The sequence below is a fragment of the Klebsiella sp. SYXHC3 genome, from assembly GCF_057196925.1.
Window position 1 is genome coordinate 250318 of record NZ_JBXUNG010000003.1, and the last position, 14590, is coordinate 264907.

Annotated in this window: 14 protein-coding genes; 6 read left to right on the forward strand and 8 right to left on the reverse strand. The window is 57.5% G+C overall.

Annotated features, from left to right (window positions below; all coding sequences use genetic code 11):
• The first annotated feature begins 40 nt into the window (after nucleotides 1–40).
• Together fetA and fetB are read left to right on the forward strand one after the other, a co-directional pair.
• Nucleotides 41–718, forward strand: coding sequence for an iron efflux ABC transporter ATP-binding subunit FetA (fetA, locus tag AC2CGP_RS10720; RefSeq protein ID WP_015367891.1), 678 nt, complete (start codon nucleotides 41–43; stop codon nucleotides 716–718).
• Nucleotides 705–1487 carry an iron efflux ABC transporter permease subunit FetB gene (gene fetB / locus AC2CGP_RS10725; RefSeq protein ID WP_015367890.1) on the forward strand — a complete coding sequence of 261 codons (783 nt, stop codon included), beginning with the start codon at nucleotides 705–707 and terminating at the stop codon, nucleotides 1485–1487. The genes fetA and fetB overlap by 14 nt, the downstream gene beginning before the upstream one ends.
• Nucleotides 1488–1583: 96 nt before the next feature.
• Here the strand turns inward: fetB and AC2CGP_RS10730 are convergent, their stop codons facing one another.
• From AC2CGP_RS10730 to tesA, 3 genes are read right to left on the reverse strand one after another with little or no spacing between them, the layout of a single operon-like run.
• Nucleotides 1584–2438, reverse strand: coding sequence for a co-chaperone YbbN (locus tag AC2CGP_RS10730; protein ID WP_015367889.1), 855 nt, complete (start codon nucleotides 2436–2438; stop codon nucleotides 1584–1586).
• 58 nt (nucleotides 2439–2496) lie between these two features.
• The gene (locus AC2CGP_RS10735; protein WP_162182302.1) at nucleotides 2497–3303 is read right to left on the reverse strand and encodes an SDR family oxidoreductase; all 807 of its coding nucleotides are present in this window, start codon (nucleotides 3301–3303) and stop codon (nucleotides 2497–2499) included.
• On the reverse strand, nucleotides 3293–3919 hold the full coding sequence (tesA, locus tag AC2CGP_RS10740; RefSeq protein WP_015704624.1) for a multifunctional acyl-CoA thioesterase I/protease I/lysophospholipase L1: 627 nt from the start codon (nucleotides 3917–3919) through the stop codon (nucleotides 3293–3295). Before tesA ends, AC2CGP_RS10735 begins: the two co-directional genes overlap by 11 nt.
• Here tesA and ybbA point away from each other — a divergent pair.
• From ybbA to AC2CGP_RS10755, 3 genes are all read left to right on the forward strand, one after another.
• On the forward strand, nucleotides 3887–4573 hold the full coding sequence (gene ybbA / locus AC2CGP_RS10745; RefSeq protein ID WP_484502334.1) for a putative ABC transporter ATP-binding protein YbbA: 687 nt from the start codon (nucleotides 3887–3889) through the stop codon (nucleotides 4571–4573). The genes tesA and ybbA overlap by 33 nt on opposite strands.
• Nucleotides 4570–6984 (forward strand): putative ABC transporter permease subunit YbbP, encoded by a 2415-nt coding sequence (gene ybbP / locus AC2CGP_RS10750; RefSeq protein ID WP_484502335.1) that lies wholly within the window; start codon nucleotides 4570–4572, stop codon nucleotides 6982–6984. The genes ybbA and ybbP overlap by 4 nt, the downstream gene beginning before the upstream one ends.
• 181 nt (nucleotides 6985–7165) lie before the next feature.
• Nucleotides 7166–8311, forward strand: a complete 1146-nt coding sequence (locus tag AC2CGP_RS10755) for a porin (RefSeq protein WP_015367884.1) — start codon at nucleotides 7166–7168, stop codon at nucleotides 8309–8311.
• Between the two features lie 611 nt (nucleotides 8312–8922).
• Here the strand turns inward: AC2CGP_RS10755 and mnmH are convergent.
• The 5 genes from mnmH to ppiB form a co-directional block, all read right to left on the reverse strand.
• Nucleotides 8923–9999, reverse strand: a complete 1077-nt coding sequence (gene mnmH, locus AC2CGP_RS10760; protein WP_163366045.1) for a tRNA 2-selenouridine(34) synthase MnmH — start codon at nucleotides 9997–9999, stop codon at nucleotides 8923–8925.
• A 110-nt stretch (nucleotides 10000–10109) separates the two neighbouring features.
• A complete protein-coding gene (purK, locus tag AC2CGP_RS10765; protein WP_020079437.1) occupies nucleotides 10110–11177 on the reverse strand; it encodes a 5-(carboxyamino)imidazole ribonucleotide synthase in 1068 nt (355 codons plus the stop codon).
• Nucleotides 11174–11683: a 5-(carboxyamino)imidazole ribonucleotide mutase gene (gene purE, locus AC2CGP_RS10770; RefSeq protein ID WP_015367880.1), complete on the reverse strand. Its 510-nt coding sequence runs from the start codon at nucleotides 11681–11683 to the stop codon at nucleotides 11174–11176. Before purE ends, purK begins: the two co-directional genes overlap by 4 nt.
• A gap of 119 nt (nucleotides 11684–11802) precedes the next feature.
• The gene (gene lpxH, locus AC2CGP_RS10775) at nucleotides 11803–12525 is read right to left on the reverse strand and encodes a UDP-2,3-diacylglucosamine diphosphatase (RefSeq protein WP_020079436.1); all 723 of its coding nucleotides are present in this window, start codon (nucleotides 12523–12525) and stop codon (nucleotides 11803–11805) included.
• Nucleotides 12526–12528: 3 nt separating this feature from the next.
• The gene (ppiB, locus tag AC2CGP_RS10780) at nucleotides 12529–13023 is read right to left on the reverse strand and encodes a peptidylprolyl isomerase B (protein ID WP_015367878.1); all 495 of its coding nucleotides are present in this window, start codon (nucleotides 13021–13023) and stop codon (nucleotides 12529–12531) included.
• Between the two features lie 173 nt (nucleotides 13024–13196).
• Between ppiB and cysS the strand changes: the two genes are divergently transcribed.
• A complete protein-coding gene (cysS, locus tag AC2CGP_RS10785; protein WP_032707566.1) occupies nucleotides 13197–14582 on the forward strand; it encodes a cysteine--tRNA ligase in 1386 nt (461 codons plus the stop codon).
• Nucleotides 14583–14590 lie beyond the last annotated feature (8 nt).

The following is a 14590-nucleotide window of genomic DNA, read 5'->3' on the forward strand; positions in this document are numbered from 1 at the left end:
AGTAAACTGTTTGGGTTTTAGGAAATAAACTGGACATATAATGAAGGAAAATAACGCGATTTTGCGCCTCGAGGGCGTCGGTTTTAAAACCGACGACGCGGTCATCCTGAATAATATCGATCTCCGGATTGCGGCCGGGGAATTTAAGTTGATTACCGGGCCATCCGGATGCGGCAAAAGTACGCTGCTGAAAATTATCGCCTCGCTGCTGAGCCCGACCAGCGGAGAGATTTTTTTCAACGATAAAGATATCGCCACGCTGTCGCCGGAAAACTATCGCCAGCAGGTTTCTTATTGCGCGCAAACCCCGGCGCTGTTCGGCGATTCGGTTTATGACAACCTGGTCTTCCCATGGCAGATCCGCAACAAACAGCCGGATCCTAAAGCGCTGGTTGCCGATCTCGAACGCTTCGGGCTGGCGGATAATACGCTGGAGAAATCCATTAATGAGCTTTCCGGCGGTGAAAAACAGCGGGTCTCGCTCATTCGTAATTTGCAGTTTCTACCGCAGGTTCTGCTGCTTGATGAAATTACCAGCGCGCTGGATGAAAGTAATAAGCGCAACGTTAACGAGATTATTCATCGCTACGCGACGGAAAAAGGGGTGGCCATTCTGTGGGTCACTCACGATCAGAACGAAATTGCCCACGCTGATGAAGTGATCACGCTACAGCCTGCCGGCGGGAAAATGCAGGAGGTAAAAAATGAACGGGCATAATATTACTAACGAGTCGCTGGCGCTCTCGATGGTGCTGGTGCTGGTGGCAATCGTCGTCAGCTATCGGGAAAAATTGGCGCTGGAAAAAGATATCATCTGGAGTATTTGCCGGGCGATAGTGCAATTGATTATCGTCGGCTACGTGCTGAAATATATCTTTAACGTCAATCATGCGGTGTTGACGCTATTGATGGTGCTGTTTATCTGCTTTAACGCGGCGTGGAATGCGAAGAAGCGCAGTAAATATATCGATAAAGCTTTTGTTTCATCGTTTATCGCTATTACCACTGGCGCCGGACTAACCCTGGCGGTGCTGGTCTTCTCGGGGTCGATCGCCTTTGTGCCGATGCAGGTTATTCCGATTGCCGGCATGGTGGCCGGTAACGCCATGGTGGCGGTAGGGCTGTGCTACAACAATATGGGCCAGCGTTTTAACAGCGAGCAGCAGCAGATTCAGGAGAAGCTAAGTCTTGGCGCGACGCCGAAGATGGCCTCCGCGCGGCTGATCCGCGATAGCATACGCGCATCGTTGATTCCCACGGTAGATTCGGCGAAAACGGTCGGGCTGGTGAGTTTACCGGGCATGATGTCGGGGTTGATTTTCGCCGGGATAGATCCGGTGAAGGCGATTAAGTATCAGATTATGGTCACGTTTATGTTGCTATCGACCGCCAGTCTGTCGACGATTATCGCCGGTTATCTGACCTACCGGAAGTTCTTCAATGCCCGCCATCAATTGGTTGTGACGCAGTTGAAAAAGCGCCCGTAAGTATTCCCGGAGGCGGCGCGTTGCGCCTTCTCCGGGCTACCACGGCGTAATCTGTAGCCCGGATAAGCGTAGCGCTATCCGGGTCAGCGCCTCTGATTAATACAGCAATGAATACAGCTGGCGGCGGTATTTCGCCGCCAGGGCGTCGCCGGTGCCGAGCGCCGCGAGGATCTCCTGCAGCATTTTGCGCACCTGGCCATCGCCGGCGCCTAAATCTTTTTGCAGATGCGTGAACAGCAGCGCCAGCGCTTCTTCGTTGCGCCCGACCTGGTGCAGCTGCAACGCCAGCTGAGACGCCAGCGCCGCGTCGTCCGGGTTCTGCTCGACCTGCTGCTGCAGTTGCTGGATTTCAGGGGTATCAGCCGCTTGTTTAAGCAGTTCAATCTGCGCCACCAGCCCCTGATAACGGGTGTCCTGATCCTGCAGCGGCACAGTTTTCAGCACGCTTTCAGCTTCATCGGAACGCTGCAGGGCAATTAGCGTTTCCGCCAGCAGCAGGCCAATCTGGCTATCCTGGTTAGACAACTGCCAGGCGTCTTTCAGCAGCGGCAGCGCGTCGGCGTATTTTTCTTCCTGCATCAGCGCCAGCGCTTCCTGCGCTTTCAATTCTTCTTCGCGCGGCAGCACTTTATCCAGCAGGGCGCGGATGGCCTCTTCCGGCTGCGGGCCTTCAAAACCATCTACCGGCTGGCCGTTCTGGAACAGATACACCGTTGGAATCGCGCGCAGACCAAACTGCGAGGCCAGCATTTGCTCCGCGTCGCAATCTACTTTCGCCAGCGTAAACTGACCGTGGTATTGGGCGGCCAGGCGCTCAAGCACCGGCGTCAGTTGTTCGCAGTGCTGGCTGCGGGCGGACCAGAAATAAAACAGCACCGGCGCGTTCATGGATTGCTGCAGCGTCTGCTGCAGGTTGGCTTCGGTAATATTGACAATATTCTGTTCGGACATGAGCGTATCTCGTTGGTCGATTTCTGTTTTAGATGGGGGCGACATTCAGCGCTTCAACTCAGCCCTGGATAATTTTGTCCATCGCACGGGCCGGTAGCAGGCGTTTTAACCAGCCTACCGCGTGGGTGACCAGCGTCACCGGATAGCGCAGTTTCGGCTTATCGCTGACGAAGGCGTGACGCACTTTTTCCACCACTGCCTCCGGGCCGAGCGTAAAGCGCGCGGCAATACCGGGGTTTTCTACCGTCTTGTCGCCGGTCTGGTTAACATTGTTGGTAAAGCGGGTGCGGATTGGTCCAGGCTCAATCAGGCTGACTTTTATGCCACTGTGGCGGAGTTCCATGCGCAGCGCATCGGACCACGCCTCCAGCGCGTATTTACTGGCGGCATAGGCGCCGCGGCCGGGGCTGGAAATCAGCCCCATCACCGAAGAGGTCATCACGATGCGGCCCTCGCCGTGCGGCTGCATAGCGGGCAGCAGCAGCATGGTGAGCTGGTGGGCGCCGAAAAAGTTGGCGGAAAACTGCTGTTCCATTTGCTGACGGCTGATGGTGGTGAGCGGGCCGTAGACGCCGTAGCCAGCATTATTGAACAGGCCATACAGGCGGTTCTCGGTCAGCGCGATGACCTCGGCGGCGGCATTTTCGACGCTTTGCGGATCATCGAGATCCAGCAAAATACCGGTCAGACCCAGTTCCTGCATACGAGCGACATCATCCCCCTTACGGCAGGCTGCCAGTACCCGGAAGCCCTGACGCTTTAAATCGAGCGCGCTTTCGAGGCCAATTCCGCTGGAACATCCTGTAACTAAAACCGATTTTTGCATAACTTTACCTGTGAATGACTCCCGGCGTTCAGGAGTCATGATTAACTAAGGGAGCCAACCGGGTTGCCATCCAGTCGGCAATAAACGGTTGCGCATCGCGATTAGGATGAATGCCGTCGTCCTGCATCCATTGTGGCTTGAGATAAACCTCCTCCATAAAAAAGGGCAGCAGAGGAATATCGAATTCTTTGGCCAACTGCGGATAAATCGCGCTAAAGGCTTCATTATAACGGCGCCCATAGTTGGCAGGCAGGCGTATTTGCATCAGCAGCGGTTGGGCCTTCGCCGCTTTGATATCCTGAATAACGGTGCGTAGCGTCTGCTCCGTTTGTTGCGGCGGGAAACCGCGCAGCCCGTCGTTGCCGCCCAGTTCCACCAGCACCCAGCGCGGTTGGTGCTGCTTCAGTAGCGCCGGCAGGCGCGCCAGGCCCTGCTGCGAGGTGTCGCCGCTGATACTGGCGTTGACCACCGTCGTTTTGGCCTGCCACTTGTCGTTGAGCAGAGCAGGCCAGGCCGTATTGGCCGCCATTCGATAGCCGGCGCTCAGGCTATCGCCAAGCACTAACAGCGTATCCGCCGCCATCGCGCGGCAGGTAAACAGAACCATAAACAGGAAAGGCAAATGCCAGCGGAAAACATACTTGAAGTTCATCATCTTAAGAAATCCGTCGGTCAGGGAGAGCATCAGCTGTCCATCCTTACCGGAGTTGAGCTGGTTGTCAAACCGGCGCAAACCATCGCCCTGATTGGCGAGTCCGGTTCCGGGAAATCCACGCTGCTGGCGATTCTCGCCGGGCTTGACGACGGCAGCAGCGGCGAAGTGTCTCTTCTGGGGCAGCCGCTGCATCAAATGGATGAAGAGGCGCGCGCGAGGCTACGCGCAAAGCACGTAGGCTTTGTCTTTCAATCGTTTATGTTGATTCCGACGCTAAACGCCCTTGAGAACGTCGAGCTGCCGGCATTGCTGCGCGGCGCCAGCGATAGCCAGAGCCGTGGCGATGCGCACGCGCTGCTTGAACAACTGGGGCTTGGCAAACGGCTGCACCATTTGCCGGCGCAGCTTTCCGGCGGCGAGCAGCAGCGAGTGGCGCTGGCCCGCGCCTTTAACGGCCGTCCGGCGCTGCTGTTTGCCGATGAGCCGACCGGCAATCTCGACCGTCACACCGGCGATAAAATCGCCGATCTGCTGTTCTCGCTTAACCGCGAACACGGCACCACGCTGATTCTGGTGACCCACGATCCGCTGCTGGCGGCGCGCTGCGATCGTCGCTTACGCCTGGTGGATGGCAAGCTGCAGGAGGAAGCATGATAGCCCGCTGGTTCTGGCGCGAATGGCGCTCGCCTTCGCTGCTCATCGTCTGGCTGGCATTAAGCATGGCGGTGGCCTGCGTGCTGGCGCTGGGCTCAATCAGCGACCGTATGGAAAAAGGGTTGAGCCAGCAAAGCCGCGAATTCATGGCCGGGGATCGCACCCTGCGCAGTTCACGCGAAGTGCCTGCCGAGTGGCTCTCCCAGGCGCGTACGCTAGGGTTAACCGTCGGCGAACAGCTGAGTTTCGCCACCATGACTTTCGCTGTAGATACCCCGCAGTTGGCGGACGTGAAGGCGGTTGATGATACTTATCCGCTGTACGGCACGCTGGAGACCGCACCGGCGGGATTAAAACCGCAGCGCGGCAGCGTCCTGCTGGCGCCAAGGCTGATGGCATTACTGAACCTGAAAACCGGCGATAACATTGACGTTGGCGACGCCACCTTGCGCATCGCTGGCGAGGTCATTCAAGAGCCGGACGCCGGATTCAACCCCTTCCAGATGGCGCCGCGGCTAATGATGAATATCGCCGACGTGGCGAAAACCGGCGCGGTACAGCCCGGCAGCCGCGTCTCCTGGCGCTATAAATTCGCCGGTAGCGCACAGCAGCTGGCGGCTTACGAGCGGTGGCTGCTGCCGAAGCTTGGCGCGGAACATCGCTGGATTGGCCTGGAGCAGGATGATAGGGCGTTGGGTAAATCGCTGGAGCGCTCGCAGCAATTTTTACTGCTGTCCGCGTTACTAACGTTGCTGCTGGCGGTCGCCGCGGTAGCGGTAGCGATGGGCCATTACTGCCGTAGCCGCTACGATCTGGTCGCCATCCTTAAGACGCTGGGCGCCGGGCGGGCGCAGCTGCGTAAACTTATCGTCGGTCAGTGGCTAATGTTGCTGGTGCTGGCCGTGGTGGCGGGGGGCGCGATGGGGCTGCTGCTGGAAAAAGCCCTGCTGCTGATGCTTAAACCGGTGCTGCCCGCCGCGCTGCCGCCCGCCAGCGGCTGGCCGTGGTTGTGGGCTATCGGCGCGATGGTGGTGATTTCGCTGCTGGTCGGCTGGCGGCCGTACCGGCTGCTGCTGGCGACTCTGCCACTGCGGGTATTGCGGCAAGATGTGGTGGCTAACGTCTGGCCGCTAAAACACTATATTCCGGTGGTTTGCGCGGTGGTTGTCGGCGGACTGGCATGGCTGATGGGCGGTAGCCCGCTGCTGTGGTCGGTGTTGGTCGGGGCGCTGGTACTGGCGCTGTTGTGCGGGCTGGTAGGCTGGGCCTTGCTGTGGTTGCTCAAGCGCTTAACGCTGAAAGCGTTACCGTTGCGCCTGGCGGTGAATCGCCTGTTGCGTCAACCGTGGTCTACGCTGAGCCAACTGGCGGCGTTTTCGCTGTCGTTTATGCTGCTGGCGCTTCTGCTGGTGCTGCGCGGCGATCTGCTCGAGCGTTGGCAACAGCAACTCCCCCCGGAAAGCCCGAACTACTTCCTGATTAATATCGCTCCCGAACAGGTGGTGCCGGTGAAGACATTCCTTGCCGAACACCAGACCCGGGCGGCGGAGTTTTACCCCATCGTGCGCGCGCGGCTGACGCAGATTAACGGTCAAACCACCGAGGGCAATAAAGACGAAGCGCTAAACCGCGAGCTTAATCTCACCTGGAGCGAGCAGCGCCCGGATCATAATCCGCTGGTGGCCGGCAGTTGGCCGCCGAAGGCGGGCGAGGTGTCGATTGAAGAGGGGCTGGCGCAGCGGTTGGGCGTCAGGATCGGTGATAGCGTCACCTTTACCGGCGACACTCAGCAATTTAACGCTAAGGTGACCAGCGTGCGCAAAGTTGACTGGGAGAGCCTGCGGCCAAACTTCTTCTTTATTTTCCCGCCAGGGGCGCTGGATGGGCAGCCGCAAAGCTGGCTCACCAGCTTCCGCTGGGATAATGGCAACGCGATGCTGACCCAGCTTAATCGCGAATTCCCCACCGTTAGCCTGCTGGATATCGGCGCCATCCTGCGCCAGGTAGGCCAGGTGTTGACGCAGGTAAGTCGCGCGCTGGAGGTCATGGTGGTGCTGGTCACCGCCTGCGGCGTGCTATTGCTGCTGGCTCAGGTGCAGGTCGGGATGCGTCAGCGGCATCAGGAGCTGGTCGTCTGGCGGACGCTGGGGGCCGGTAAAAACTTGCTACGTACCACGCTGTGGGCGGAGTTCGCTCTGCTTGGCGTGGTGTCGGGGCTGGTGGCGGCCATTGGCGCCGAGGTGGCGCTGGCGATGCTGCAAACCAAAGTGTTTGATTTTCCATGGACGCCGGACTGGCGGCTGTGGGTTATGCTGCCATTATCCGGCGCTATATTATTATCGTTGTGCGGCGGATGGTTGGGATTACGCTTATTAAAAGGAAAAGCGTTATTCCGACAATTTAACCAGTAAATAGATTTCATTTTTATGAAGCGCCGCGCAATTTCGCGGCGCTTTTATTTTAACGGCACAAAATGATAATTCCTTGATTTTTAAGCGCACAAAACATTAAAAACCCAACAACACGTCGTGCTAATTCGCAGTTAATATTCAACTGGCAAATATAAGGTTGCTTATTACTCAAGGAAAAAGCATGGCACATAAAATAAAAGCGCTGGCGATCTCGATCGGCGCAGCATTAGCGTTAACCTCTTTTGCATCCCAGGCTGAGATTACGCTGCTGAAACAAGATCCGCAGGCGGGCGATCCGTTAAGCCGCCTTAACTTTACCGTCGGCGGCAGTATTCGTCCGCAGTTCAACATGATGACCGGCGATGGCGATAAAGGTTCCTACAAGCGTAACGGTTTCGACGGCGGCACCCGTTTCCGCTTTGCGGCTGATTACTATCTGTTTGATGATATTAGCTGGATCAGCTACTACGAATTGGGCGTGAATATTCCGGCGCTGTTCGATTGGGACAATCACTACGCGGAAGGGGCGAACAATACCACTCGTCGTATGCTTTATACCGGTCTGAAGAGCGATACCTGGGGGACATTAACCTACGGTCAGCAGAACAGTATTTACTATGATGTCGTCGGCGTGAAAACCGATATCTGGGACTACGATATGATCGGTCAGGCTCCGGGTAACGGTATTAACGGCGACTACGATGGTTCTTATCGTTCACGCAATATGTTGAAATATAAGAAAACCGTCGGTGATGTCGATCTGTACGGATCCTATCTGTTTGAAGATAGCGAGTATCTGCCGGGCGATGGTCTGCGCTACAAACGTAAAGGCGGCGGGTCTATCGGCGTGGATTACCACATCATGAAGGACCTGACCTGGGGTACCGCGTGGAACTACACCCGCGCCGAGATGCGCGACCCGTCAAGCTCCGATAGCAAAACCTACGACCAGAATATTGTCGGTACCGCGCTGAGCTGGACTCCGGATAACTGGACCTTCTCCTTCGGCGGCGGCTGGTATCAGAACTTCCTGACTACCAAGAAAACCAATGTGCATGATTACTTCGCCGGCGATGCCTGGGGTATTGAATACTTTGCCGGCTATAAATTCCCGATCAATCAATACGCTGTTAAATCTATTCAGCCGTACTTTATGGGCGACCGTCTGGAGTACGTGAATGGCCGCAACTACCAGCGTATTGATAACGGTTTGGGTGTTAGCTTCCAGCTGGATTACGGTTTCCGTGTTGATTACGAGCACGTGTTTACCTCCAGCACCGATGATCTGGGCGATATGAACCTGGTGCGTCTGCGCTACGACTTCTGACGATGAGCCGCCGCAAGCCGGGAATTTCCCCGGCTTGCGCTGCGCTAAGCGGGAGTAGATACTGTTAACGGTTTGCAACCTTTTAGCTTGAGAAAAGCGTTTATCTCGTTTCGCTCCAGAGTATCTTGCGCTCCCGGTTAATTTTTCTGCAACATGTTTTCCGTGGCGCAGGGAGCGCACAGGGGGCGGCCAGTCGCCACCGCCCCCTGTACCCCCGGGCTTTGGCCGCCAAAATCGCCACTTCGTGGTACCTTCGACTTATCCCGGCAGGCTTCGGGTCGGGCCGAGGCAGCGTCCTTGCAAATCACGGCCCTCAGCCCGCATCCATGCGGGCTGCCCCGGCCTTCCGGTAACGTCTCAGCGATTTTGAGGCCACCAACACCGGCAGTTTCAGTCAGCGTGGTGAATAAATTAAAGGCAGGCCGCACGGACCGTAGGCCGGATAAGGCGCAGCCGCCATCCGGCGCAAAAGCGGCTCCTTATCCGCGGATATTGCCCGGCGGCGCTGCGCTTGCGCGGGCCTACAGATCCAGTGCAATGGGTGGCCCAGTGCCATGGGTAGCCCGGGTAAGGCGCCCGCCGCTACCCGCGAAGCCGTCTGGTTGGGAGAGCTACTTCGCCAGCCAGGCGGCGACCTCCTGCCAGTTGCCGCGAAAAATAATTTTCCCGGCTTTTTTCCCCAACTGATAGCGATACATTGGATCGTAGTATTCATTTAACAGCGGGACCAGCCAGGTGAAGTGAGCTTCGGTACTGGCGGTACGCTGTTGCTGCAACAATGCCGCGTCGAGTAGTTCGGTTAACTGAGCAAAGCGCTGTAGCCCCAGCCGACGCCGGATGGCAAACAGCCCGTGATGCAGATACTCGCTATATTCCTGCCAGCCTTTCTCTTCGCCATAGGCGGCAATAAAGTCGCGGTGCATACGATCGAAGTACTCTTCGCGCAGTCGCTCCAGACGAACGTCAAACGGATCTTCCACCACCGCCAGCGGCGATTGCGCCATGCGGATACGCAGACACTCCGGCAGGTGGTTCGCGCCAATCATATGGCCTTCATCTTCCAGCACCCAACGTGTTTGTTGTTCAGCCTTTTTAAGCAGGGAGACCGCCAGATGGTTTTCGAACGTCGCCTGCGGGTGTTGCTGCTGCAACGTACGGCCAAATGACGAACCGCGGTGGTGGGCGTGACCTTCAAGATCGATACCGTCCGGGCGCGAGCAAACCAGCTGGGTTTTGCCATTGCCGGTGCAGCCGCCAATCAGCACGATAGGGCGCTGTACCAGCTCCTCGGTAGCCTGGATTGCCGCCTGGCGTAGCGCTTTGTAGCCGCCGACAATCAGCGGATAATCGACGCCTGCTTCACGCAGCCACTGCTGCACGATATGCGAGCGCTGGCCGCCGCGGGCGCAGCACAGATAGCCTTGTGGATAGCGGGCGCAGGCCGACAGCCACGCCTTGAGGCGGCTGGCGCGCAGGTCGCCATCGACCAGTTTATGTCCGAGGGCTAATGCCGCTTCCGGCCCCTGGCGCTTGTAACAGGTGCCGACGGCGGCGCGTTCATCATCGTTCATCAGCGGCAGGTTAATCGCCGCGGGCATCGCGCTTTGCAGAAATTCCACCGGCGCGCGGACGTCGATAAGCGGCGTATCCGCGCTGAGGATGGCGCGATAGTGTGTCCCATTTTCCATGGGTCGTCCTTTTGAGTTAAAACCGGGATGTGCTTACTGCGAGGTGGGGATTCTACGCGCCGAAGGGCATGCCGGGGAAGGGGATAGATCAAATCCCCGGCACGAATGGCTTAATTAAGCTGCGACTGCGCCCAGAAAACGCCGCTGGCGTATTCGGCTGGCAGGAGCGGTTTCAGCGCCTCCAGCGTGGCGCTCAGGCGATCGGTATCGCTGTCGGTCAGATTCAGGTGCCCGACTTTACGCCCCGGACGAACTTCTTTGTCGTACCAGTGCAGATGTACCAGCGGCAGTTTTAGCCAGTCGTAGTTCAGATCGCTGCCGATTAGGTTGATCATCACCGATGGGCTGTTGACCACCGGCGGCGGCAGCGGTAAATCGGTAATGGCGCGCAGATGCAGTTCAAACTGGCTAATGGAAGCGCCGTTCTGCGTCCAGTGGCCGCTGTTGTGCACGCGCGGCGCCAGTTCGTTGATCAGCAGTCCCTCGGCGGTGACGAAGCACTCCATGGCCATCACGCCCACGTAGTTGAGCTCGTTCATGATCGCCGTCAGCATGCTTTCGGCCTGCGCCTGCTGGCGCGCATTGGCCTGCGGGAAGGCGACGCTGGCGCGCAGAATGCCGTCCTGGTGCAGGTTGCGGGTCAGCGGATAAAACACCGTGCTGCCGTCGCGGCCGCGGGCACCAACCAGCGACACTTCGCCGGAGAAGTTAATTCCCTGCTCGACGATACACTCGCCGTAATTATCATCCGGCAGTTGTGCGGTTTCGTTCTCGCGTAGACGCCACTGCCCGCGGCCATCGTAGCCGCCGACGCGGCGCTTGACGATAGCCAGTTCGCCCAGACGGGCAAACACGGCGGGCCACTCGCTTTTATCCGCCAGTAGCTGCCACGGCGCGGTGGCGAGGCCAAGTTTGTCGAACAACTGTTTCTGGGTCAGGCGGTCGGCGATGATCGGAAAAACGTCGCGGTTGACGAAAGCCGGATGGCGCGCCAGTTCGCGGGTCAGGGCGGTTTCCGGCCAGCGTTCGATTTCAGCGGTGATGACGCTTTGCTGGAATGGCACCGCTTCCGGGTCGGCTTCCAGGCCAACCGGCCAGACGGCGATGCCCAGCGGTTCACCGGCCTGACGCAGCATGCGGCCTAACTGTCCGTTACCGAGGACGCAAACCTGTTTCATGCCGCACCTCGCGGGTCCGGGTTATCCAGCACCTCATCGGTTTGCGCCTGACGCCAGGCGCTCAGACGCTGGTGCAGTTCGGCATCATGCTGGGCGAGAATTTGCGCGGCGAGCAGGGCGGCGTTAGCGGCGCCGGCTTTGCCGATGGCCAGTGTGCCGACCGGGATGCCGCGGGGCATTTGAACGATAGAGTAGAGGCTGTCAACGCCGCTTAACGCCGCGCTCTGAACCGGCACGCCAAGCACCGGCACCAGAGTTTTCGCTGCAATCATGCCCGGCAAATGCGCCGCGCCGCCCGCACCGGCGATGATCACCTGATAACCGTTGCTTTCGGCGCTTTCGGCGAAGCTAAACAATTTATCGGGCGTACGGTGGGCGGAAACCACTTCAACATGGTGCGGAACGTTCAGGGTATCAAGGATTTCTGCGGCGAACTGCATGGTAGCCCAGTCGCTTTTGGACCCCATCACGATGGCGATACGCGCCGGATTATTGCGGGAAGACATGCGTCTGAAAACTCCTGTGGGTGTGCTTCACACTGCTTTAGAGGCCACAGAGAATAGCACGATATCCCGGCAAGGAAAACGGTTGCGTCGGCGGAAATACAGGGAAATCGTTGGCGAAATTAAAACGGGAAATGGATGAGTTCGACGCCATCGGCGCTGACTTTCACCATTGACCCTTCGCTGTGCCACGCGCCGAGGACCACGCGCCATGCGGGCTGACCGTTGGCCAGCAGTTCATGGACGGCCGGGCGATGGGTATGTCCGTGAATCAGCCACTGCACCTGATGCCGCTCCATCGCGTCAACGACCGCCTGCGGATTCACATCCATAATTTCCATCGATTTGCTGCTGTTAGCGGCTTTGCTATCGGCGCGCATTTTAGCGGCGATGCGGCGGCGGATAAACAGCGGCAGGGCGAGAAATAGACGTTGGATCCACGGGGTATGGACTTTAGCGCGAAACGCCAGGTAACCGGGGTCATCGGTACATAAGGTGTCGCCATGCATAATCAACACTTCACGGCCATAGAGGTCCAGCCGCTCTTCTTCGGCGAGCAGGATCATGCCGCTCTGGCGGGCGAAGCGCTGGCCGACGAGAAAATCGCGGTTGCCGTGGATGAAGTAGCAGGGTACGCCGGCGTCGACGACGGCTTTGATGGCCGAAGCGATTTGCTGATGCAGCGGGTTCGGATCGTCATCGCCGATCCACGCCTCGAACAGATCGCCAAGGATATACAGGGCGTCAGCCTGACGGGCTTCCCCCTGTAAAAAACGCAGAAAACCGGCGGTGATCGCCGGTTCTTCTGTTTGCAGATGCAGGTCTGCAATAAAAAGTGTCGCCACGAATTATTCGCTGACGGTGACGCTTTTGATGACAACATCCTCTTTCGGCACATCCTGGTGCATGCCGCTGCGGCCGGTGGCAACCGCTTTGATTTTGTCGACCACGTCCATGCCTTCAACCACTTCGGCAAAGACGCAGTAGCCCCAACCCTGCAGGCTTTCGCCAGAGAAGTTCAGGAAGTCGTTGTCTACTACGTTGATGAAGAACTGCGCGGTGGCGGAGTGCGGGGCCTGAGTACGGGCCATCGCCAGCGTACCACGGGTATTTTTCAGACCGTTGTTAGCTTCGTTCTGAATCGGAGATTTGGTCGCTTTCTGATTCATGCCCGGCTCAAAGCCGCCGCCCTGAATCATGAAGCCGTTGATAACACGGTGGAAAATGGTGTTGTCGTAGAAACCTTCGCGGCAGTAGTCCAGGAAGTTTTTAACTGTTTCCGGCGCTTTGTCGTCAAACGTTTTGATTACGATATCGCCATGATTGGTGTGGAAAGTAACCATTTTTGCATCCTGTTCCGATGATTGTAGTGCTGAACCCAAGGTTGGGTATGACATAGGTGGCTGTTATAGCATAACCGCGGGGGTCGATGCACCTTGCAATGTGTGCTGCTTCCGGTTTGAATTAGGGTTAGAATAAGCGACTTATATCCACACACGTCTACACGGAATCTTCGATGTTAAAAATTTTTAATACACTGACGCGCCAAAAAGAAGAATTTAAACCTATTCATGCCGGGGAAGTTGGCATGTACGTGTGTGGAATTACCGTTTACGATCTCTGTCATATCGGCCATGGCCGCACCTTCGTCTCCTTCGACGTTGTCGCTCGCTATCTGCGCTTTCTTGGTTACAAGCTGAAGTACGTGCGCAACATTACCGATATCGACGATAAAATCATTAAGCGCGCTAATGAAAACGGCGAAAGCTTTGTCGCGCTGGTCGATCGCATGATCGCCGAAATGCATAAAGATTTTGACGCTCTGAACATTCTGCGCCCGGACAACGAGCCGCGCGCCACCCACCATATCGCTGAAATTATCGAAATCACCGAGCAGCTGATCGCCCGCGGTCACGCTTATGTGGCGGATAACGGCGACGTGATGTTCGACGTGCCGACCGACCCTAACTACGGTCTGCTATCGCGCCAGGATCTCGACCAGCTGCAGGCGGGCGCTCGCGTCGACGTGGTTGACGTCAAGCGTAACCCAATGGACTTCGTCCTGTGGAAGATGTCAAAAGAGGGCGAGCCGAGCTGGCCGTCACCGTGGGGTGAAGGGCGTCCAGGCTGGCACATTGAATGCTCGGCGATGAACTGCAAACAGCTGGGTAATCACTTTGATATTCACGGCGGCGGTTCGGATCTGATGTTCCCGCATCATGAAAACGAAATCGCGCAATCGACCTGCGCCCACGACGGCGAATATGTCAACTACTGGATGCACTCCGGAATGGTGATGGTCGATCGCGAGAAAATGTCGAAATCGCTGGGCAACTTCTTTACCGTTCGCGACGTGCTGAAGTACTACGATGCCGAAACCATCCGCTACTTCCTGATGTCCGGCCACTATCGCAGCCAGCTGAACTACAGCGAAGAGAACCTCAAGCAGGCGCGTTCGGCGCTGGAGCGTCTGTACACCGCGCTGCGCGGGACCGACAAATCCGCGCAGCCTGCCGGCGGCGAAGCCTTCGAAGCGCGCTTTATTGAAGCGATGGATGACGACTTCAATACCCCGGAAGCCTACTCGGTGCTGTTCGATATGGCGCGTGAAGTGAACCGCCTGAAAACGGAAGACGCGGCGGCTGCGAACGCGCTGGCGGCCCATATGCGTAAGCTCTCTTCGGTGCTGGGGCTGCTTGAGCAGGAGCCGGACGCTTTCCTGCAGAGCGGCGCGCAGGCCGATGATGGCGAAGTGGCGGAAATCGAAAGGCTTATTCAACAGCGTCTGGATGCGCGTAAAGCGAAGGACTGGGCGGCGGCGGATGCGGCGCGCGATCGTCTTAACGAGATGGGTATTGTGTTAGAAGACGGCCCGCAGGGCACTACCTGGCGCCGTAAGTAAACCATAAA

Coding starts and splice junctions, on each gene's coding strand:
- ppiB (WP_015367878.1), bottom strand. CDS start 13,023: ATGGTTACTTTCCACACCAATCATGGCGATATCGTAATCAAAACGTTT.
- ybbA (WP_484502334.1), top strand. CDS start 3,887: ATGCCAGCGGAAAACATACTTGAAGTTCATCATCTTAAGAAATCCGTC.
- cysS (WP_032707566.1), top strand. CDS start 13,197: ATGTTAAAAATTTTTAATACACTGACGCGCCAAAAAGAAGAATTTAAA.
- fetB (WP_015367890.1), top strand. CDS start 705: ATGAACGGGCATAATATTACTAACGAGTCGCTGGCGCTCTCGATGGTG.
- AC2CGP_RS10730 (WP_015367889.1), bottom strand. CDS start 2,438: ATGTCCGAACAGAATATTGTCAATATTACCGAAGCCAACCTGCAGCAG.
- tesA (WP_015704624.1), bottom strand. CDS start 3,919: ATGATGAACTTCAAGTATGTTTTCCGCTGGCATTTGCCTTTCCTGTTT.
- purE (WP_015367880.1), bottom strand. CDS start 11,683: ATGTCTTCCCGCAATAATCCGGCGCGTATCGCCATCGTGATGGGGTCC.
- AC2CGP_RS10755 (WP_015367884.1), top strand. CDS start 7,166: ATGGCACATAAAATAAAAGCGCTGGCGATCTCGATCGGCGCAGCATTA.
- ybbP (WP_484502335.1), top strand. CDS start 4,570: ATGATAGCCCGCTGGTTCTGGCGCGAATGGCGCTCGCCTTCGCTGCTC.
- AC2CGP_RS10735 (WP_162182302.1), bottom strand. CDS start 3,303: ATGACTCCTGAACGCCGGGAGTCATTCACAGGTAAAGTTATGCAAAAA.
- fetA (WP_015367891.1), top strand. CDS start 41: ATGAAGGAAAATAACGCGATTTTGCGCCTCGAGGGCGTCGGTTTTAAA.
- mnmH (WP_163366045.1), bottom strand. CDS start 9,999: ATGGAAAATGGGACACACTATCGCGCCATCCTCAGCGCGGATACGCCG.
- purK (WP_020079437.1), bottom strand. CDS start 11,177: ATGAAACAGGTTTGCGTCCTCGGTAACGGACAGTTAGGCCGCATGCTG.